The organism is Streptomyces sp. NBRC 110611 (assembly GCF_001590865.1).
In the GTDB taxonomy this organism is placed as follows: domain Bacteria; phylum Actinomycetota; class Actinomycetes; order Streptomycetales; family Streptomycetaceae; genus Streptomyces.
On record NZ_BBUY01000012.1, the window covers coordinates 119,973 to 139,844 of the forward strand.

The window sequence follows — 19,872 nt, forward strand, 5'->3', positions numbered from 1 at the left end:
GACCGGCTACCTGGGGAACGTAACACCGTTGCAATGTCTTGCGTAAGGTCTTGCAACAAGGAAGTGGTGCGGCTAGAACCATGACCCATGCCCTCCCACACCCGCCGGCCCGTCCGTCGCTCGGCCGCGGCCCTCGCCCTCGCGCTCGGTGCGACCCTGCTCGCCGCCTCCCCGCACGCGCCCGCCCAGGCCTCCCCGGCCGCCCCGGACCAGGCCCTGGCGCAGTGGATCGACCGTGACACCGTGGTCTGGAAGGGCGCGGAACGCGTGGACGCCCAGCTGGAGTTCGGTGAGCAGGGGAGTGCGACGGGCGGGCGCATCCGCCTCACTCCCGGCACCCTCAGCCCGGCCGAACGCGCCGCCTTCCCCCACCTCACCGGCTACCCGGCCTTCACCGTCGACCCCCGCGACCGTGACCTGGCCCGTACTGCCCTCCGTAGCCGACTGGTGGCCGTTCAGCGCCCGGCGGCCGGCCGTCGCACCGCCGCCGCCACCACCACCGGCGTACAGATACCCGGTGTCCTGGACGACCTCTACGGCGCCCGCGCCCAACGCGCCCAGCTGGGACCGGCCTTCCACCACGGACGCCCCACCCTCTCCGTCTGGGCGCCCACCGCCCGTACCGTGGCCCTCGAACTCGACGGCCGTACGGTCCCGATGACCCGGGACGACAGCAGCGGCGTCTGGCGCGTCCAGGGGCGGCGCGACTGGGCCGGGAAGCCCTACCGCTACCTCGTCACCGTCTGGGCGCCCGCCGCTGGGAAGACCGTCACCAACAAGGTCACCGACCCCTACTCCACCGCGCTGACCGCCGACTCCGCCCGCAGCCTCATCGTCGACCTCGACGACCCCGGGCTCGCCCCCGAAGGCTGGGCGGACCTGCACAAACCCGCGGCGGTGCCGCTGCGCCGGGCCCGTATCCAGGAGCTGCACATCCGCGACTTCTCCGTCGAGGACCGCACCTCCCGCCACCCCGGCCAGTACCTCGCCTTCACCGACCGCGGGTCGGACGGTATGCGGCACCTGAAATCCCTTGCAGCGGCTGGAACGTCTTACGTCCACTTGCTGCCGGCTTTCGACTTCGCCACCGTCCCGGAGAAACCCGGAGACCAGCAGCGCCCCGGCTGCGACCTCACCGCCTACGCCCCCGACTCCGACAGCCAGCAGGAGTGCGTGACCAGGACGGCCGCCCGCGACGCGTACAACTGGGGCTACGACCCCCTGCACTACACGGTCCCCGAAGGCTCGTACGCCTCCGACCCGTCCGACCCCTCGGGAACCGCCCGCACCGTTGAATTCCGCCGTATGGTGCAGGGCCTGAACGGTGCCGGCCTGCGCACCGTCATGGACGTCGTCTACAACCACACCGCCGCCGGCGGCCAGGACCCGCGCTCCGTCCTCGACCGCATCGTCCCCGGTTACTACCAGCGGCTCCTCGACGACGGCAGCGTGGCCACCTCCACCTGCTGCTCCAACACCGCGCCCGAGCACACCATGATGGGCAAGCTCGTCGTCGACTCCGTCGTCACCTGGGCCAGGCAGTACAAGGTCGACGGCTTCCGCTTCGACCTCATGGGCCACCACCCCAAGGCCAACATCCTCGCCGTCCGCAAGGCCCTCGACGCCCTCACCCCGGAGCGCGACGGGGTCGACGGCAAGGCGATCGTCCTCTACGGCGAGGGCTGGAACTTCGGCGAGGTGGCGAACGACGCCCGCTTCGTCCAGGCCACCCAGAAGAACCTGGCCGGCACCGGCATCGCCACCTTCAGCGACCGGGCCCGGGACGCGGTACGCGGCGGCGGCCCGTTCGACGCCGACCCCCGCATCCAGGGCTTCGCCACCGGCCTCTTCACCGACCCCAACTCCTCACCCGGGAACGGGGATTCCGCCACGCAGCGGGCCCGGATCCTCCACTACCAGGACCTCATCAAGGTGGGACTGACCGGCAATCTCGCCGACTACACCTTCACCGACACCACCGGCCGCCGCGTCAAGGGCTCGGACATCGACTACAACGGGGCACCCGCCGGCTATGCAGCCGCCCCCGGTGACGCTCTCGCCTACGCCGACGCCCACGACAACGAAACCCTCTACGACGCGCTCGCTTACAAACTTCCGCAAGAAACCAGCGCCGCCGACCGCGCCCGGATGCAAGTCCTTGCGCTCGCCACCGCGGCCCTTTCGCAAGGACCTGCGCTCTCCCAGGCCGGTACCGACCTCCTCCGCTCCAAGTCCCTGGACCGCAACTCGTTCGACAGCGGCGACTGGTTCAACGCCCTGCACTGGAACTGCGCCGACGGTAACGGGTTCGGCCGCGGACTGCCCCCGGCCGCCGACAACAAGGACAAGTGGCCCTACGCCAGGCCCCTGCTCGCCGGCTCCGCACTCGGCCCCGGCTGCTCCGCGATCAACAGCGCCTCCGCCGCCTACCGCGACCTGCTCCGCATCCACGCCACGGAACCGGCCTTCGGCCTCTCCACCACCGCAGCGGTTCAGTCTGCCCTCGCCTTCCCCCTCTCCGGCGAGCACGAGACCCCCGGCGTGATCACCATGCGCCTCGACGGCCTGGTGATCGTCTTCAACGCCACCCCGCACCCACAGCGGCAGACCGTCCCCGCCCTGGCAGGCGCGCCCTACGCCCTGCACCCCGTCCAGGCACACGGCGCGGACCCCACAACCGCCACGGCCTCCTACGACCGGCCGTCGGGCACATTCACCGTCCCGGCCCGCACGGTGGCCGTCTTCCGTCGTTAGGCGGGTTCGAGCAGCTTCTCCAGGAGGGTGACGGCGTACGGACTCCCGCCGCCGTCCCTCTTGCCGGGCTGCTCCCCGACGACGGTGTACCCGGCAGCCTCGTAGTACGTCCGCAGCCGCGGATTGGACGCCAGGCAGTCCAGCCTGGACCACCCCCGCCCCGCCGCGGCGATCCGGTGTTCGGCATGGGCCAGCAGCGCCCGCCCGGTACCGGCCGGCGCCTGCCCGCGGTCCACCATCAGCCGGTGCACATAACCCGCCTTCGGCGGCTGCGGCCCCCACGCCGGCTCGTCCTCCCACCACAGTTCGAAGGCGCCCACGATGCGCCCGGCCGCCTCCGCCAGCCAGACCTCGCCTTCCTTCATCCGCAGCCGGAAGTGCGCCGCATCCTTCCCGCCGGGCTTCCACTGGTCTATGCCGTTCCGCTGCATCCAGCGCGCCGCGGCGTCGTAAAGCTCCACCAGGACCCCGGGATCGGCGCCGTCATCGGCCGGCCGGAACGTGATCTCATCCATGGCGCAATGGTGACGCAACGGGATCAGAGATCGAGCACCAGCCCGCCGTCGCCCCGCGCCCGTGAGACGCAGATCAGCAGCGAGTCGGCGCGCTCGGCGTCGGTCAGCAGCTGGTCGCGGTGGTCCACCTCACCGGCCAGCACCCGCTGTTGGCAGGTACCGCAGAACCCCTGCTCGCAGGAGTACGGCAGATCCGGCAGCGCTTGTGCGCGGACGGCGCGCAGCACGCTGGTGTCCGCGGCCACCTTGACCGTCCGGCCGGTGCGCCGCAGCTCCACCTCGAACGGCGCGTTGTCGCCGGAGGACGCCGCGGGGGCGGCGGGCGTGAACCGTTCGGTGTGCAGGGTCAGGCCCTCGGGCCCGTCCGGCAGCAGCGCGGCGACCGCGTCCATCAGCGGGCCGGGGCCGCAGCAGTAGACGGCCGCGTGCGGGGGCGCGCCGGCGAGTGCCGCGGCGAGATCGGGGCGGCCGTCCTCGTCCTCGGCGACTACCGTGACCCGCCCCGAACCGGCCCCCGCCAGCCGCTCGATCTCCTTGAGGAACGGCATGGAGGCCCGCGACCGGCCGGCGTACAGCAGCTGCCACGGCACCCCGGCCCGCTCGGCCTGCCGCACCATCGGCAGGATCGGGGTGATGCCGATACCGGCCGCGATGAAGAGGTAGGCGGGGCTGTCGCGGAGCGGGAAGCGGTTGCGCGGTCCGCGGATCTCCACCTCCGTCCCCGCGTGCAGTTGCTCGTGCACCTCGCGGGAGCCGCCCCGGCCGTCCTCGATCAGCCGGGTCGCGATGGTGTACGAGCCGGGCTCCGCGGGGTCGCCGCAGAGCGAGTACTGGCGTACCGCCCCCGAGGGCAGCACCAGGTCGATATGGGCACCGGGCTCCCACGCCGGGAGCTGCGCGCCCTCCAGGCGCAGCCGTACCACGCCGTCGGCCTCCTCCGTCCGTTCCGCGATCAGCAACCGCCGGGCGGACGCGGGGCGTTGTGGGCCTCGGCGGCCCTGGTGACCCCGGTGGCCCCGGCCCGAGACGGGCTCGTCCAGAGCGGGTATCGGCCAGAGCGGCGAGGCCTTGATCCGTCGGCGCAGCGCCCGCCGGGTGGCCAGCGCCACCGCGGCGACCACCACAACCGTCCGCATACGGGGTATCTGCGTCATCTCTGTCATATCCGGCACCTCAGGCACCTCCACCGGGCATGCGGGCCTCGGCTGCGGTTGCGGGCGTGCGGGCCTCGGCGGCGGTCGCGGCGGGGGAGATGGCGAGGTAGGCGACCGCCTGCGCGGTGCTGCCGTGCTGTGAGGGGTGGTATCCGCGGCTGAGGTACTGCGGGATGGAACGGGCCATCGCCCCGGTGGTCGGCAGCACGCCGTGCCGCCCGGCGCGGAAGAACTCACGGAAGCCGGCCTTGCCGTCGACCAGTACCGGGTCGTTCGCCATGAAGAACCGGACGCCGCGCTGCCAGAGGAACACCAGCGCGGTGAACGCCGTGGCCCAGGTGCGCACCCGCCGCCGGTAGCCGCCGTCGAGGTGCATGAACAGGTCGAAGGCGACGGATCGGTGCTCGACCTCCTCGGCGCCGTGCCAGCGCAGCAGATCGAGCATCGTCGGGTCGGCGCCCCGGGCGTCCAGCGCCTCGGCGTTGAGCACCCAGTCGCCGAGGAACGCGGTGTAGTGCTCGATGGCGGCGATGATCGCGACTCGCTCCAGCAGCCACCAGCGGCGGGCCCGGCCCGGCGGCAGGGTGCGGTCACCGAGGAGCTTCTCGAAGAGCCAGTCCACCTGAGCGGTGTACGGAGTCGGGTCCAGGCCCTGTGCCTTGAGGTGCGGCAGCACGTCGTCGTGCGCCTGGGAGTGCATCGCCTCCTGCCCGATGAACCCGATCACGTCCGCGCGCAGCCGACGGTCGCGAATGTGGGGCAGGACCTGCTTGTACACATGCACGAACCAGCGTTCGCCGGCCGGTAGCAGCAGGTGCAGCACATTGATGGTGTGGGTACTGGCGGGGTCGCCAGGTATCCAGTGCAGGGGGGTGTCCGTCCAGTCGAAGACGACGTTGCGGGCTTTCAGCGGGGTGTGCTCGGACGCGACCGCCTGGGGCCGCAGCGAGGCCTTGTTAGACATGGCGTCAATGTACTGACGGGTAAGGGATACCGATAGCCCTCCGACGGCGATCCGACGAGGAATACCGTCCGTCCTCAGCCGGTTGCGGTCCCGCAAGGGAGCCTCGCTGCCCACCTTTTGATAGGCGTGGCAAAGTTCTCAAACCACCCGGCATGGGGCCTTGTCGGACACGTCGTCCGGCTCGACGAGGAGGGGGTGCCGGAAAGCCTGGAAAGTAATGCGCGGTCATTCTCTGGGAGGGGGGGGAACAACTGGCGCTCAACTCCGCCCACTTGATGATTGGTCACCCGGCTGAATGGTGAGAGCTGATCTTTCTCGCGCGTCAGCCACTGTCGGCATCTTCCAAAGGAACAGCTTCAGTTCGCTGTAGTGGCCACGTGATCGATTGAAGGGTAATGTTCCCGGTGTTCGGCGCCCGAAGGGTTCGAAGGACTCGAAGTGCGAGGTGCGCCGAACGGCGTCGTATTCCTCATTGACCACGAGGAGTTCGGCAACTTTAATAATCGGGGGAAAGAAGTCCAGGGGGACCTTTCGGTTTCCACGCCTGTTCAGGTTGCCCTATGCGGGCTTCCTCCCCCTTGCGACGACGCAAGGGATAGAACCCATGAATCGCAACACTCTCCGTATGGCTGCCGTTTCGGCTATCGCAACCATCGCCCTCGGTGGGACGGCGGGGCTGGCCCAGGCTTCCCAGGCCCCTGCGGCCGTCTCGGTCACCCAGCAGGCCGAGGCGAAGCAGGCTGCGCGCACCCTGCTGGCGAGCCCGCTGGCGGCCAGCCTCTCGGATGCCGAGCAGGCCGAGATGAGCAAGGTCGCCAGTGGCGAGTTCTCGGCTGCCGGCAAGTGGAGCGCCATCAAGGCCGCCTTCAGCAAGGTCGGCGGCTTCGCCAAGGCCGTTGGCGGCAAGTTCAGCGACTTCAAGAAGTGGTACGACGGTCTGTCCTGGTGGGTGAAGCTTCCGCTCCAGGCCGTCTCTCCCGGCCTGACGCTCCTGGAGATCTACAACGCTCTGCACTGATGACGGCTTGGTCGCGCGCTGCGTGCCCTTCCAGTAGCTGCTGAGTGATGTTGGTTGGGGATGTCCGGACATCCCCAACCGGCACCCGTACCACAGACACGGAGCATTTCGTATGACGGATATGAAACCTTCTCGCGCCGCGACCGAAGGCACGTGGATTGGGCCTCTTCTGCTGCTGGCGCCAGTGGTGGCAATAAGACTGCTCGCTGAGCCTTCCACGCTATGGAAGGCCCTTTCCTGGGGGTTCTGCGGACTGTCCGCCGTATTGGTGGTCGTCGGATGGACGGCGGTGGTCCGGCATGGGATGCGTGGGCTTTCGGCATGGATCTCTTGCATCCTTGTGCACGCACTGCTTGCCTGGCAGGTCATTGCCTTGGTGACGCAATAGCTCATAGGTAACGACACGCAGGTGTGCGTGTTTCGTTTGCCGGTCAGATGCCGGTCAGAAGCCGGTCTGATGCCAGTCAGACGTTTAGTCGTCAGACGTGTAATCGGGGGAAGAGGCCCATTTGGGGACCTTTCGGTTTCCACGCCTGTTCAGGTCGCCCTTCGAGGCCCCCTCCCCCTTGCGATAACGCATGACAACCCTACCTGAACCGCCGCAGCCATGATGTGCGGGGCCGCGAATGATGGCCTCGCCGACCCGGCTGACCGGTCTGTGAAGGAATCACACATTGAAGAAGGGCGACGTACTCGTCGAAGCCCGTGGCCTTGGCCGGTCCTTCGGCGCCAAGCGGGTTCTGGACAGCGTCTCACTTGACCTACGCGCAGGTGAGGTTACCGGCTTCGTAGGAGCCAACGGGGCCGGGAAGACAACAGCGATCCAACTCATGCTCGGGCTGTTGAAGGGAGAAGGACGCACCCATTTCTTCGGCCGCCCGATGGATGAGTGGGGCGCGCCCGGGACCGTCGTGGGTGCCGTCCTCGGCGGTGTGGCGGGACATCCCCGACACCGCCTGCGCGCTCATCTGCGTATGGTCGCCGCCGGAGCCTCCGTACCGGACAGCCGTGTGGACGAGATGCTGGAGACCGTCGGCCTTGCCGCTGCAGGCCGGTTGAGGCTTTCGGAACTGTCGCTGGGCATGGCACAGCGCTCCGGCATCGCGCAGGCGCTCCTCGGGGATCCACCTGTCCTGATTCTCGACGAGCCCGCAAACGGGCTCGACCCCCATTCGCTCCGCTGGCTGCGGGAGTTCCTGCGCGTTCAGGCGGCGCTGGGGCGGGCGGTGCTGGTCTCCAGCCACCTGCTGAGCGAGATGGAGCAGATGGCCGACCGTGTGGTGGTGCTGACCCGAGGCCGTGTTGCGGTGGATGCGCCGATGGCGCAGGTACGGGAGCGTGCGGCCGGTCTGCGCGCGGTGCGGGTGGAGGCCCCGGACCTGTCGGCACTGGCCTCACCGGTGGCAGCGAGCGGCGGGCAGCTCACCGCCACAGGCGGCCAGTGCGCGATCGTCACAGGCCTGGACCGGGTGCGGATCGGAACCCTCGCACTGGAGGCGGGGGTGCCCCTGTACGAACTGCGCGAGGAGCAGCCCTCGCTGGAGGACTTCTACTTGGGCATCGCGGAAGAGGAGTTCAAGATCTCGTGAGAGGAACCGGGATGAAGCCCCCCGCGTGTGTGGGGCCTGCTGATGCGTTCATCCGAGCGTGCCGGTACGAGTGGCGGCATCTGGCCGCACTGACATCGACATGGATCCTGCTCGCCGCGGTGGCGTCCCTCAGCGTGCTGACGGGCCTCACGGTCCTTCTCGACCTGGACAAGCAGCACACGGTCAGTTCCATGACGGTGGCGGACGCGATCGCCTGGACTCCGTTGTCCACGCAGGTCCCGGCCCTGTGCTTCTTCACGCTCATCCTGGGCACCGGACCCGTCTCGACCGATCTGATCTCGGGTGGCGCCCGGACGACGTGGCTGGCCGTGAACGGCCGCCGCACCGCGTACCTGGCCAAGTGCGCGGTCGGTTTCACCGTCGGAGCCGCCGTGGCCGCCGTGAGTGCGCTGGTAGGGGCGCTGTCCTGTGCGGCGGCGCTGGCATTGGCCGGTGCGCACCAGCCGGCCTGGGGCGGAGTGGTGGCTCCAGGCGTACGGTTCGTCGGCTGGATGGGGTGCTGGGCACTGCTGTGTCTGGCTCTGGTCGCACTGGTCCGCAGCCGGATGGTGGCGGTCCTGCTCCTGGTCCTGTGGCCGCTGATCGGTGAGCGCATCGCGGGCGCGCTGCTCGAGTACCTGGGGTTGGACGGCGTGGGCGACTGGCTGCCGTTCGCGGCCGGCCGGGCGATGCTGACCGATGTCTCGGCCTACTCAGCTGACGAACGGCCCTTTGCTCAGGCACTCGTCGGCTCCGAGCTGTCCCCACCTGTCGCCACGGCGGTGTTCCTCGCGTACGCGGCGGCCATTACGGCAGCGGGATGGTGGGCCTACAGCTCCCGAGATGCCAAGACGCCCTGATCAGGCCCGTTCCACGACCCGGTCCTGAGTATTCAGCCTGCGACGGTCGTGCAGGGCGGGCGGCGCGGCGCCTGACCCCCCGGTCCGAGCACAGGCCCCTCCTGCCACGGCCCTGCCCGCGACGCCACACCACTCATCAAGGAGACCAATCCCCATGCCGTTTGCACCAAGAGCTGTTGCGGGCCTGGCACTCAGCCTTCTCATGCTGGGCACCTCGACTGGCGCCGAAGCCGTTGCTGCCTCCGCGACTGCGATCGGACAGAACCGCACGACATACGAGCGCGACACGAGCAGCACCGTCCCCGGCAGCTACATCGTGACACTCAAGGACGCTGCCACCCACGCCGATTCGGCCGAGGGCAGAGCGATAGCCGAAAAGTACGGCGCAACCATCAAGCGGACCTATCGCACAGCCATCAACGGGTACTCCATACGAGCTTCGGAGACTCAAGTGAAGCGGCTGGCTGCGGACTCCGCAGTCAAGGCGGTGACACAGAACCGCACCCTCCACGCCGAAGGCGGCCGAGGCAGCCAACCCACTCCGCCGTCTTGGGGCCTGGACCGGATCGACCAGAAATCCCTTCCCCTCGACCGCAGCTACACCTACCCGAAGAACGCCGGGAAGACGGTCACGGCGTACGTCATCGACAGCGGCGTCCGCATCACCCACCAGGACTTCGGTGGCCGTGCCTCATACGGTTACGACGCCGTCGACCACGACAACATCGCCCAGGACGACAACGGCCACGGCACGCACGTCGCCGCCACCGTCGCAGGCAAGAAATACGGCGTTGCCAAGAACGCCAAGATCGTCGCAGTGCGGGTACTCGACGGCCTCGCCAAAGGCACTACTGAGCAGATCGTCGCAGGCATCGACTGGGTAACTCAGCACGCGGCCAAACCGGCAGTCGCCAACATCTCGATCACCGGCGGGGCAGACCCTGTGGTCGACCAGGCCGTGCAGAGATCCATAGCATCCGGCATCACCTACGTTGTGGCCGCGGGCAACGACAACAAGGATGCCGCCGGCTACTCTCCGGCGCGGGTGCGGGAAGCCATCACAGTCGGCGCCACAACGAAGGGCGACGCCCGCTACGAACTCTCCAATTACGGCTCCACGGTCGACATCTTCGCCCCGGGCTCGTCGATCACTTCGGCGTGGGGCAGTAGCGACCGGGCGTTCCTCGCCGACTCCGGTACGTCGATGGCTGCCCCGCACGTGGCAGGCGCGGTAGCCCTGTACCTGGCCGGCCACCCGAGCGCGCCCCCGAGCCGGGTGGCATCAGCCCTGACCGCTGCGGCCACGACCGGAGCAGTCACCGACACGCATGGCTCGCCCAACCGGCTCCTGAACATCGCACCACGCCAAAAGTGAGGTCCCCCGCTGCGTGGCGGCGCTCGCGAGCCGTCGACCTGTTGCGATGACAGGCCATGCCTCGGCGCGCGCCCCTTCGAATTCGAAGAGAGCTCTGGACGGTTTTCCCAGCCCGATTTGGGACCATGGTGAGGTGAACGGGAATCCGGATTTCGGCGGGGCCGAGCCGGTAGATGCGCTCGAGGTGGCGCCGACGGCCCGGACGGCGGTCGCGTGGCTGCCGCCGCGGACGCTCTGGCCGGTGATTCAGGACATCCGCTGGGAGCACGATCCGCAGGTACGGCGGTGGCCGCCGCACGTGAATCTGCTGTTCGGCTTCGTACCGGAGGAGGCGTTCGCGCAGGCTGTGCCGCTGCTCTCCGCCGGGGCGGCACAGAGCACGGCGTTCACGGCGCGCCTGGCCGGAGTGCGGTACTTCCGGCACCGGCACTACGCGACGTTGTGGCTCGATCCGGCTGCGGCCGACCCGGCACCGTGGTCCCGTCTCCACCAGGAGCTGGGGCTGCGGTTCCCGCTGTGCCACGGGCGCGTCGGCCGCTTCACCCCGCATCTGTCCCTCGGTCGCACCCAGGACCCCAAGCGCCTGGCCACCGAGTGTGCCGTCCGGCTCGGCGCGCTGTCGGCGGTGGTCGAGGAGGTGGTCTTGCTCTCCCGACGCGGTGAGGGACCCATGCAGCCCCGGGCCGTGATCACACTGGGCACGGGCGAGGTCCGCCGACCGCAGAAATGCTAGGGCCTTTCCGGCGGATCTTCGTGGCGCCCGGTCACTCGTCAGGTGGACCTTGGGAAGGAACGATCCGCCGTCAGGCCCGTCACGCGACCCGTCGGACAGGCACTAGTGCAGCGCCTCGATCCGCCCGCCGTTCGTCAGGCGGCCGGTCAGGTCCGCTCGGGTACCCGGTTGCGCGCGGAGTGTCAGGAATCGGCCGGGGGCGAGGCCGTTGACCCCGCCGGTGGCGGCGATCGACGTGACCTGATCGCTGCCGGCGGCCAGCAGCCACCGCTGTCCGCTGTCGCCTTGCCAGATCACCCCGGCCAGCGCCTCGGGCGACCGCGGCCCGCAGGCCGTGCCGCCCTCGGCGCGCGCCGCCACCACCCCGGCTGCGTACGGCCGGCCGGCCGGCGCCGGGGTCAGGATCTGGGCCATCGTCCGGCTGCCCGTCCCCCGCCAGGTCTCGGCCCGGGTGCACAGCCAGGCCGCGCTGCCCACCCCGCCGGGGAGCGGCTGCCGGGCGAACTCCCAGGCGTTCACCGTGCGGACGCCCCGCCCGCGCATCGCCGTCAGCTGGCAGCCCGTCCGCGCCCACGCCGCACCGCCCTGGGGGCCGTTCACCTCACCCGGCCCGCGCGGTGTGCCGTACGTCAGCCGGGCCGGGGCCAGCTCCCCGAGGTCGGTCAGCAGCCGGCCGCCCGTCCGCAGCGCGGGCCAGGTCGTGCACTGCTCGGCGGAGGCGGGCCGCGGTGTGGGCACCGGAGCCGTCAGTCCGTTCGCGTCCCGGTGCACCGGCTGCCCCGGCGCGTCCGGCGTCAGCAGATCGACCAGCCGCACCGACGGCACCCACGGGGCCGTCAGATAGCGGACGTTGGCCTCCGTGCGGCTCACCACCAGGGCGCCCGCCGAGTCGGCCGTCGCACCGTCCGTCCGGGCGAAGTCCAGCGCCGCGCCGGTGCCCGCGGACCGGCCCTCCCCGTCCGCGGCCTCGGCGTAGCGCACCACCCGCAGACCGTCGTGGAGGAGCACCACCACGGCATGGTCCACCGCCCCCGCGAAGAGCAGCTGCGGCGGCCCGGCGGCCGGGCCGGTCGTGGTGCCCGGGGTCGCCGACACCGGCACTCCGGCGCCGGGCCTGGCCCAGACGGCCAGTGCGCGGCGCAGCAGCGCCTTGTCGTGGACGCGGTCGCCGCGGGCCGGCCAGACGGAGAAGTCCTGCCGCTCCGCCGACGTCCAGGCCGTCGCCGGGGCCAGGGTCAACTTGCCGGGATCCAGGGCCGCCTCGGCCGCCGCGTTGCGCGCGTACGACGGGGCGGCCGCACCATCCGGGCCCCAGCCCTCGCCCGGCAGCCCCAGCAGCGCCCCGCACACCAGCACCGCCGCGCCCGCTGCCAGCACCGCCCGCCCGTGCTGCCGCCGGCGGATCAGATCCGTCGGCCTGGCCTGCAGCGCGCACGGGTCGAACTCCGGCGACTCCAGCAGCAGCCGGTCCCGGCTGCCGGCCGGCGTCTGCGCCTGCTCCGCCTCCTCCAGCGCCTCCCGTGGCTGCGCCACTCCGGCGGCCTCCAGCACCCGGCGCGTCTCGGGAGCGCTCAGCCGCTCCAGGTCACGCAGGACGAACGCCGCCCGGGCCGGTCCGGACAGCGCCGACAGCGCCTGATCCAGGGCGAGTTCATCGGCCCCGCCGGAACGGGGGAACAGCCGCAGCCCCCACACCTGCGGAAACACCGGTGGCAACAGGGCGCGCCGACGGCAGGCGGTCAGGGCGTTCCGCAGGACCCGCAGCCGTACGAAGGCGTAGCCGGGGTCGATGGCCGCCTCCGCGCCGGCGCGCTGGCCGGGCAGGCCGAGGCCGCGGGTGGAGCTGCGCTGGCGCGGCAGAGTGCGCTGCACCACGCCATGGGCGGCCAGTACGCGGCGGCTGCGGCTCTGGCCCGGCGGCAGCACGAGGTAGGCCAGCCGGACCAGCCGGGGGTAGTGCTCGACCAGCGCCGCCTCGGCCTGCTCTACGTCGATGACGTCACTGATGTCAGCGAAGTCGCTGACGCCATTGCTGTCCCTGACGTCTCCGACGTTCTCGGCGCTGCCGGGGGAGGTGCGGTCCGGACGCTTCGGTGTCGCCTGCTGCTGTCTCACGTTCGGTGAAACGAGTGAATCCTGCGTGGGTCACCGACGCGCCCGGAAGCCCCCGACGGGTGATCCGTTACCCGACGGGGGATGTGTTACTCGGGGGCGGGCCCGTGGTGCCGGTCGAGGTCGAACTCGCCGTCCCGGGCGCCGAGGACGAACGCCCGCCACTCCGCCTCGGTGTAGCGCAGTACCACGTCCGGATCCGTGGAGTTGCGCATCGCCACCGCCCCGCGCTCCAGGAAGGCGATCTCCACCGCCTCCGCATCAGGGTCGCCCGGGGCGCGCTGCCAGGTGGCGTCGGAGATGTCCAGGCCGTAGAGCCACTCTTTCTCGGCTGCGGTACCCATAACGTGGTTCCCCTCGCTCGTGATCCGTTCTCCGGCCCTGGACCGGAACGGTCAGCGTACGTGGTGAGCAGGTCGGCTAACCAGCGAACAGCGTGCCGTGCCGACTTGCTCGCACCGGGGGCTCACCCTGCGGCCCGTAGGTGACGGTGACGGTGACGTCGTAGTCGTGGGCGTGGGCGTGGGCGTGGGGGAGGGGCCGCGAGGGCTCGTCCAGGGGGGCGGCCGGGGCGGTGACCCGCCATCGGGCCGTGCCGGTGCCGCCGGGCGGGATGGACGGCAGGGACACGGGGCCCGGTCCCGGTCCTGGTTCCGTGCCCGTGCCCCGGCCCGTGCCCGGGTGCAAAGCGGTGGCTGTGGCGCCCTGGGCGTGGAGTGTCAGGGTGAAGTCGACGCGGCCCGTCGCGCGCAGCCCGTTGACGTTGTGCAGTGTCGCGGTGACGGTGGCCCGGCCGCCCGGCGGCAGCGTGGACGGGACGGCGGTGACGGTGAGGTGGCCCTGGTACGGCGCCCTGGCGAGGGCGTCGTGGACCCGGCGCGCGGTGCGGTACGCGTCGGCGGTGGGGCGCAGCGGATGGTCCTTGCGGGCATGGGTCCAGGGCTCTTCCCAGGCGTACCAGTCGAAGGTCTTCGGCGGCCGGTCCGCCGTCAGCGCGTCCGCCAGTTCGTCCAGGTACGCCTGCCACTGCGGGAGGTGCACCTCGCCGACCAGGCCGTGCCAGTCGCGGTTGGCGTAGTTGGCGAGTCGGCCGCCGTCGGCGGTGGACCGGTCGGCCCAGGTCGTGATCAGCGCGCGGGCGCCGTGCTCCAGCCGGGCCGCCTCCTCGGCGCCGGACGCCATGGCCCGGGCGTCCGCCAGCCACGGCCCGAGCAGGAACCGCCGGTGGGCGCCGGTGACCTCCTCGCTGAGCCGCATCAGCCGCAGCCACAGCCCGGACAGCGCCCGGAACGCGGCCACGTCCCGGCGCCGGTGGGCGTCGTACAGCTGGGGGAGCAGCTGCCAGGACCGGTTGGCGAGCGCCTGCCGGGCGGCGTCGGTGAGATCGTGCCGGTAGGCGTCACTGCGGCGCAGCGCGGGGCGTACCGCGAGCAGCGCGGCGAACGCGGAGTCGAAGACGGCCGGGTCGAAGGCGGGGGTCTGGGTGGCGTACGTGGTGCCGGCCCGCGCGGTCAGGCTGGGCCGCGCGGCGAACAGCGAGTCGTGCGGCCGGCCGTCCTCGCTGCTGATCTGGTACGCGCTCACCCGCAGCGCGGCGAACGCGGCGCGGGCCCGCTCGTCACGTCCGCCGTACCGCAGATCGGCATAGCCGTCGAACCACGTCACGCGGTCCACCGGGAGGTCCCGCCAGGCCAGTTCGCTGAACAGCTCGAAGGCCGCCGGATCCCGTTCCGCGGCCTCCGGCAGGTACGCCGTCCCGACCAGCCGGCTGCCCGGCTTGTCGCGCCAGGCCGTGAAGCGCTCGGCCCAGATGTGGGTCTTGGCGCCGAGGGTGGTGCGGCCCCCGAAGTTGGGGATGGAGCCGAAGGCGTACGGCACGCCGCCCCAGTCCGCTTCCCGGTCGGTGACCGTGTCCAGGTCGCTGAGGCCGTCCAGGATCAGCATCCGGTCGTGGTCGACGGCGTCCAGCAGATCGCGGCGCGGGTTCCGCTGCCAGCCCAGGATCACCCAGGTGGCGCCGGGGCGGGCGGTGCGCAGCGCCTTCTCCACGGCGCGGGCGGCGTCCGGCACCGGGACGTCACCGGGCTCGCCGCCCTCGTGCAGCAGATCCATCTTGAAATGGTCGGTGGGGCCCAGGAGTTGCTCCTGGTGACGGTAGAAGGCGGCGGCCACCCCGGCGAAGACCGCGGTGCGCGGATCCAGCCAGTCGGGGCGCGGCAGGCCCGCCCACCGGCCCTGCGGGACCGTCCTGGCGCCGGGGTTGCGGACGGCGAACCCGTCCGGGACGGTGCCGAAGTAGCCGGGCAGTACCGGACGCATGCCCAGCGCCCGCAGCCGGTCACAGATCCGGCGCCCCAACGCGGCACGTCTGTCGATCAGTTGGGGGCTCACCGGCCCGCCGTAACGGCTCATGTTCTCCAGCAGCCACCACGGCTGGTGCGAGGGCGCCGGGATCCAGGCGCGGGCCTCGGCGTCGGAGTAGCCGAAGCCGGTCAGCAGCCGGTGGTAGACGGCCTCGGTCCCCGGGGTGACCAGTACCTCGTTCACCCCGTGCAGTGCCAGGATGTCGATCAACCGCTCCCAGCGCGGCCAGTTCGCGTACGGGGCGGTGTAGCCGTCGTGGGTGTCGTTGAGGGCGAAGCGGTGCGGCAGGGAGGTGGCGCGCTCGAGCGGGGCGGCCGGAGCGGGCAGCCGGTCCGGCAGGCCGAGCTGGTCTCCGGCCCAGGACAGGTGGGCCCGGCAGGTGTACTTGAGGTACCAGTTGACGCCGGTCAGCAGCGTGGCCGGGGAGGTCCCGGCGACGGTGATCCGGCCCGTCGTGCCTTCGACCCGGAACCGGTCGGTGACGCCTCGGAGCGGAACGAGTGGGACGAGCCGGAACTGATCGGCGTGCCCGGGCAGCAGCCGGGCCAGCGCCGCCCGGGCCGGCTCCGTGTCGTACGCGGTGCCGCGCGGCGGGATCCCGGTCGCGGCGGCCCCGCCGAGCGCCGCCCGTGCGCCGATCGCCCCCGCGGTGCCCAGCACTGTACGTCGTGACGGTGAGCTCACCCGCGTCACGCTACAGCGGCCGCCGGCAGCCTCCCCGGGCCGTGAAGCGCAGAGTTCGGCGGAGGCTCATCCGTTTGCCCCCTGGGCTTCACGCGCCCGGCCGTACCGCGCGGGAACAGTCTGCCGCGTAGCGAAGGGCCAGGCCGTGTCTGCCGCCAGAGAGGGGCGCAGGTCATGTGCCGCGCAGAGACGGGCGCAGGTCATGTGCCGCGTGGCGAAGGACCAGGTCATGGTCGGGGCCCGTCGGTCCACCGCAGCCTCCCCACTCCCCATGGAGGGCTCCCATGAGCATGGCAACGACCGCATCCGCTTCCCTCCCCGGTCCTCTCCCCGCTCCTCCTCTCCCTGCTCCTCCTCGCCCCGATTCCCTCCCCGATTCCGTCCCCGCCGTTCCGGCCGCCCCCAAGGTCCCGGATTACACCGCGCGGATCGCCGATACCGTGGCGCAGATCCGTGCTGCTCAGCGGCTGCGTCATCAGGTCTTCGCCGGCGAGCTGGGCGCGGCCCTGGACACCCCGCTGGCCGGTCATGACATCGACGCCGTCGACGAGCTCGCCGACCACCTCGTCGTCACCCACACCGCGACCGGCGAGGTGGTCGGCACCTACCGCCTGCTGCCACCCGGCCGCAGCCCCCGGCTGTACTCCGACGGGGAGTTCGACCTCGGTGCGCTCCAGGCGCTGCGCCCGTCGCTCATCGAGGCCGGCCGGTCCTGCGTCCACCCCGATCACCGTGATGGCGCGGTGATGACCCGGATGTGGGCCGCGCTAGCCCGCTACACCCTGCTCTCCGGCCACCGCTATCTGGCCGGCTGTGCCTCCGTCCCGCTCGCCGACGGGGGCACAGCGGCCGCCCACGCCCAGGAGCTGGGCCGTACCCGCTACGCCGCCCCGCCCGAGCTGCGGGTCACCCCGCATCATCCCTGGCACTCCACGGTCCCGGTCCCCGAGCGGCCCAGCGCAGCCCAGCTGCCTCCGCTGCTCCGCGGCTATCTGCGGATCGGCGCCGTCATCTGCGGCGCGCCTGCCCACGACCCCGCGTTCGACGTCGCCGACTTCTTCGTCGTCCTGGACATGGAACGGCTCGGCGACCGCTACCGGCGCTACTTCCTGGGGGAGCGGTGACCGGGGGAACGGTGAACGGCCCCTGGGACACCCGATCCGACTGCACCTTGGACTGTGCCGCGCACGCCCTGCCCCGGGTGCCGGCGACCGGCATCGCACGGCGCTCCGCGGCGTTCGCGCACCGGGTGGGCCGGGCACTGGCGGACGGCGGCCGGATGGCCGATCCGGCGCGGCTGCGCAGCCACGCCCAGGCGCTGCTCGATGCGCTGGGCATACGGCTGGAGGGCCCGGAGCGCATAAGGCAGGACGTAGGGCAGGGCATATGGCTGGAGGGCCCGGAGGCAGGGGGCGGCGCGTTCACCGTTCGGGGCGGCGGGCCCGGCACCCTGATCGTCGTCAACCACATCTCCTGGCTCGACATCCCGGCCCTGTTGGCCGTCGAACCGGTCACCCTGCTCGCCAAGCGTGAGGTGGGCGGCTGGCCGGTCGTCGGCGGTCTGGCCCGCCGCGCCGGTACGGACTTCATCGACCGTACGCACCCACGGCGACTGCCCTCTACAGTGCGGGAGTTGGCGGACCTGCTGGCCTCCGGGCGGTCGGTGGCGGTGTTTCCGCAGGCCACCACCTGGTGCACCGCGGATCGGGGCACCTTCCGGCGGGCCACGTTCCAGGCCGCTCTCGACGCGGGCGCGCCGGTGCGGCCGGTGACCGTCGCGTACACCCAGCAGGGCCGGTCCAGCACGGTGGCCGCTTTTTGCGGCGAGGACACTTTCCTCGCCTCGCTGCGCCGGGTGCTCGCCGCCCGCGCGCTGACCGTGCGGATCACCGTGCATCCGGAGCTGACGGGGGAGGGGCTCGACCGGCGCTCCCTGGCCGCATCGGCGGAGCGCGCCGCTCTGGGCACGGGGCGCGGGGCCGGGGGCGGCGGGCGGCGCGCCCTCCCGCCGCCGCGCGAGCGGGAGGGCGCCGGCTCCCGGTAATCCCTCTAGTCCCGGTAGTGCTGGTGGCCTCGGTGGTCCTGCTGTGCTCAGGCGCTGGGCACGTACTTGTAGCCGACCCGGCGCACCGTCACGATCGAGGACCGGTGTTCCGCGCCCAGCTTGCGGCGCAGGCGGGCGACATGGACATCGACGGTGCGGCCGTCGCCGATATGGCCGTAGCCCCACACCGTGCTCACCAGCTGGTCGCGGGTGTGTACCCGGTGGGGATGCGCGACCAGGTGGGCCAGTAGCTCGAATTCCAGGTACGTCAGGTCCAGCGGGCGGTCCTGGACGTGCGCGGTGCGCTGCTCGGGGTCGATCCGTACGACGGCGTCGCCGGTCGGCGCGGCAGCGGCAGGAGCAGCGGGAGCGGCGGCGGACGGCTCCGCGGACGCCTCCGCGGTCGTTTCGGTGGCGGGCTCGGTGGCCGGTCGGGGCACGGCCGTGGTGGCGTGGTCGGCCGGTACGAGGACGAGGTAGCCGACCATCGGCGGCTGGCCGGGCCGCGCGGGCAGGCTGTGCGGGGGCGCCGGGAGCCAGGTGGCGCCGGAGTTCAGCAGCTCGGCGACGGGTGGGATCTCGTCGGGTGTCACGGCGCGCAGACGGTGGCCGCGCCGGTGCGGGGCGGTACGGGTGGAGAGAGGGGCCGTCGTGGAACCGGCGGTCAGGGTGCGGACGTTCGTCATGGGGCGTCAGCTCTTTCGCGCAGAAGGGGCGTCGGGGACGTCATGCGCGCGGGCAGGGCTGGGGACGCCGGTCGGCGGCGTCGGGGAGGTGTGTGCGGGCCCGCGCTCAGTGCGCGCGGCAACACAGACGATCGAAGGCGTGTGCCTGCCGGGACGGCCAGAAGGGCTCGAGGTCGCTGCGACCTGTTGCGCTGTCGGTAAGGCTGGCCATGGCCCCATTGAACCAGACGGCTGATGATCTGTCCCTCGTGTAAGCCGCACTCTGGCGGGATCCAGCCGCCCCCGGCCCGCGCGGGCTGCGGGACGCACGCCCACCTCGACTCCCACCCCTCGCCGACTCCCACGCCTACGCCGACTCCCACGCCTACGCCGGCTGCCGCTTCGTCTCCGCCGCCCGCATCGCGCACCCGGTCGCCACTCCGAGGGCTATCGCCACCAGATGCCCGGTGTCGGTGAACGTCCGGCCGCGCCGCAGTACGGGACGTATCCCCAGCGCCAGCAGCCCGGCCGTCGCCGTCGCCCGGGCGCCGCGGTGCGGGAGCGTTGAGGCGAGGGCGCCCAGCGTCGCGTTGAAGCCATAGCTCGCGCCGACGTCGAGGGCGTGCGCAGTGGCGTCGCGGGGAATGTGCTCGTCCCCCATGGCCTCAAGGGCAGAGGAGGCATCCCCACGCAACCGGCCGCGCAGCCCCGCGTAGACCAGCAGGCTGGCGCCTATGTGGCCGACCGCGAACACCCCCGCGGCACGGGCGGCACCCCAGCGCGCCTCGGCCGTGCCGAGGGCGGTGAGCAGCCCCGCGCCGTACGGCACCGGGAGCGGTTCCTCGACGAACGCGGCGCTGGTGACCAGCGTCTCCCACCGGCCCACGCGCAGGTTCGTGACGTTGGTGGAGTGTCTGCGCAGCAGCTCCGTACGCCGCCGCTGCGGCAGCCGGGCGGCGGCGTACGCGCCGAGCTGTACGGCGCCGACGTACAGCGGCGCGACCCAGGGCAGACGGCTCTTGCCGTTGATCGCAAGCATGT

General features: G+C 71.7%; 15 protein-coding genes and 1 pseudogene. 8 read left to right on the forward strand and 8 right to left on the reverse strand.

All coding sequences use genetic code 11. From position 1 onward, the window contains the following. Window positions 1-87 precede the first annotated feature (87 nt). On the forward strand, window positions 88-2,754 hold the full coding sequence (pulA, locus tag AZE13_RS23250; RefSeq protein ID WP_079124294.1) for a pullulanase-type alpha-1,6-glucosidase: 2,667 nt from the start codon (window positions 88-90) through the stop codon (window positions 2,752-2,754). On the opposite strand, the gene AZE13_RS23255 is transcribed toward pulA, so the two are convergent. From AZE13_RS23255 to AZE13_RS23265, 3 genes are read right to left on the reverse strand one after another with little or no spacing between them, the layout of a single operon-like run. Continuing rightward, complete coding sequence (locus AZE13_RS23255) at window positions 2,751-3,269, reverse strand: GNAT family N-acetyltransferase (RefSeq protein ID WP_066935343.1); 519 nt, start codon at window positions 3,267-3,269, stop codon at window positions 2,751-2,753. The genes pulA and AZE13_RS23255 overlap by 4 nt on opposite strands. A 23-nt stretch (window positions 3,270-3,292) precedes the next feature. After that, window positions 3,293-4,432 (reverse strand): PDR/VanB family oxidoreductase, encoded by a 1,140-nt coding sequence (locus AZE13_RS23260; protein ID WP_066935546.1) that lies wholly within the window; start codon window positions 4,430-4,432, stop codon window positions 3,293-3,295. A gap of 10 nt (window positions 4,433-4,442) precedes the next feature. After that, window positions 4,443-5,387 (reverse strand): metal-dependent hydrolase, encoded by a 945-nt coding sequence (locus AZE13_RS23265; RefSeq protein ID WP_066935348.1) that lies wholly within the window; start codon window positions 5,385-5,387, stop codon window positions 4,443-4,445. 604 nt (window positions 5,388-5,991) lie between these two features. Between AZE13_RS23265 and AZE13_RS23270 the strand changes: the two genes are divergently transcribed. The 5 genes from AZE13_RS23270 to AZE13_RS23290 all read left to right on the forward strand — a co-directional run bounded on the left by AZE13_RS23270 (window position 5,992) and on the right by AZE13_RS23290 (window position 10,962). Continuing rightward, complete coding sequence (locus AZE13_RS23270; protein ID WP_147264704.1) at window positions 5,992-6,405, forward strand: hypothetical protein; 414 nt, start codon at window positions 5,992-5,994, stop codon at window positions 6,403-6,405. 674 nt (window positions 6,406-7,079) lie between these two features. Next, on the forward strand, window positions 7,080-7,994 hold the full coding sequence (locus AZE13_RS23275; RefSeq protein WP_066935355.1) for an ABC transporter ATP-binding protein: 915 nt from the start codon (window positions 7,080-7,082) through the stop codon (window positions 7,992-7,994). A gap of 11 nt (window positions 7,995-8,005) precedes the next feature. Further along, window positions 8,006-8,854 (forward strand): hypothetical protein, encoded by an 849-nt coding sequence (locus tag AZE13_RS23280; protein WP_066935358.1) that lies wholly within the window; start codon window positions 8,006-8,008, stop codon window positions 8,852-8,854. 154 nt (window positions 8,855-9,008) lie between these two features. Further along, entirely contained in the window at window positions 9,009-10,229 is a 1,221-nt protein-coding gene (locus AZE13_RS23285; protein WP_066935361.1) for a S8 family peptidase, read from the forward strand. 133 nt (window positions 10,230-10,362) lie between these two features. Beyond that, the gene (locus AZE13_RS23290) at window positions 10,363-10,962 is read left to right on the forward strand and encodes a 2'-5' RNA ligase family protein (protein ID WP_066935364.1); all 600 of its coding nucleotides are present in this window, start codon (window positions 10,363-10,365) and stop codon (window positions 10,960-10,962) included. A gap of 102 nt (window positions 10,963-11,064) precedes the next feature. Here the strand turns inward: AZE13_RS23290 and AZE13_RS23295 are convergent, their stop codons facing one another. The 3 genes and pseudogenes from AZE13_RS23295 to AZE13_RS23305 all read right to left on the reverse strand — a co-directional run. After that, window positions 11,065-13,077: a hypothetical protein gene (locus tag AZE13_RS23295; protein ID WP_079124295.1), complete on the reverse strand. Its 2,013-nt coding sequence runs from the start codon at window positions 13,075-13,077 to the stop codon at window positions 11,065-11,067. A gap of 86 nt (window positions 13,078-13,163) precedes the next feature. Continuing rightward, window positions 13,164-13,418: a DUF397 domain-containing protein gene (locus tag AZE13_RS23300; protein ID WP_066935367.1), complete on the reverse strand. Its 255-nt coding sequence runs from the start codon at window positions 13,416-13,418 to the stop codon at window positions 13,164-13,166. 85 nt (window positions 13,419-13,503) lie between these two features. Beyond that, window positions 13,504-16,122 (reverse strand): annotated as a pseudogene (locus AZE13_RS23305) (alpha-N-acetylglucosaminidase TIM-barrel domain-containing protein); the annotation flags it as partial. Between the two features lie 284 nt (window positions 16,123-16,406). On the opposite strand from AZE13_RS23305, the gene AZE13_RS23310 reads away from it, so the two are divergent. Beyond that, on the forward strand, window positions 16,407-17,246 hold the full coding sequence (locus tag AZE13_RS23310) for a GNAT family N-acetyltransferase (protein WP_066935370.1): 840 nt from the start codon (window positions 16,407-16,409) through the stop codon (window positions 17,244-17,246). Then, window positions 17,243-18,166, forward strand: coding sequence for a lysophospholipid acyltransferase family protein (locus tag AZE13_RS23315; RefSeq protein ID WP_258527943.1), 924 nt, complete (start codon window positions 17,243-17,245; stop codon window positions 18,164-18,166). The genes AZE13_RS23310 and AZE13_RS23315 overlap by 4 nt, the downstream gene beginning before the upstream one ends. Window positions 18,167-18,213: 47 nt before the next feature. Here AZE13_RS23315 and AZE13_RS23320 read toward each other — a convergent pair whose 3' ends face one another. Both AZE13_RS23320 and AZE13_RS23325 read right to left on the reverse strand, forming a co-directional pair. Next, a complete protein-coding gene (locus AZE13_RS23320) occupies window positions 18,214-18,852 on the reverse strand; it encodes a winged helix-turn-helix domain-containing protein (RefSeq protein WP_066935374.1) in 639 nt (212 codons plus the stop codon). A gap of 364 nt (window positions 18,853-19,216) precedes the next feature. Continuing rightward, on the reverse strand, window positions 19,217-19,870 hold the full coding sequence (locus AZE13_RS23325) for a rhomboid-like protein (RefSeq protein WP_181690422.1): 654 nt from the start codon (window positions 19,868-19,870) through the stop codon (window positions 19,217-19,219). Window positions 19,871-19,872: the final 2 nt, after the last annotated feature.

Excerpts from the sequence above, each read along its gene's own strand:
- AZE13_RS23280 (WP_066935358.1), top strand. The coding sequence starts at position 8,006 with ATGAAGCCCCCCGCGTGTGTGGGGCCTGCTGATGCGTTCATCCGAGCG.
- AZE13_RS23265 (WP_066935348.1), bottom strand. The coding sequence starts at position 5,387 with ATGTCTAACAAGGCCTCGCTGCGGCCCCAGGCGGTCGCGTCCGAGCAC.
- AZE13_RS23310 (WP_066935370.1), top strand. The coding sequence starts at position 16,407 with ATGAGCATGGCAACGACCGCATCCGCTTCCCTCCCCGGTCCTCTCCCC.
- AZE13_RS23320 (WP_066935374.1), bottom strand. The coding sequence starts at position 18,852 with ATGACGAACGTCCGCACCCTGACCGCCGGTTCCACGACGGCCCCTCTC.
- AZE13_RS23325 (WP_181690422.1), bottom strand. The coding sequence starts at position 19,870 with ATGCTTGCGATCAACGGCAAGAGCCGTCTGCCCTGGGTCGCGCCGCTG.
- AZE13_RS23260 (WP_066935546.1), bottom strand. The coding sequence starts at position 4,432 with ATGACAGAGATGACGCAGATACCCCGTATGCGGACGGTTGTGGTGGTC.
- AZE13_RS23270 (WP_147264704.1), top strand. The coding sequence starts at position 5,992 with ATGAATCGCAACACTCTCCGTATGGCTGCCGTTTCGGCTATCGCAACC.
- AZE13_RS23285 (WP_066935361.1), top strand. The coding sequence starts at position 9,009 with ATGCCGTTTGCACCAAGAGCTGTTGCGGGCCTGGCACTCAGCCTTCTC.
- AZE13_RS23300 (WP_066935367.1), bottom strand. The coding sequence starts at position 13,418 with ATGGGTACCGCAGCCGAGAAAGAGTGGCTCTACGGCCTGGACATCTCC.
- pulA (WP_079124294.1), top strand. The coding sequence starts at position 88 with ATGCCCTCCCACACCCGCCGGCCCGTCCGTCGCTCGGCCGCGGCCCTC.
- AZE13_RS23255 (WP_066935343.1), bottom strand. The coding sequence starts at position 3,269 with ATGGATGAGATCACGTTCCGGCCGGCCGATGACGGCGCCGATCCCGGG.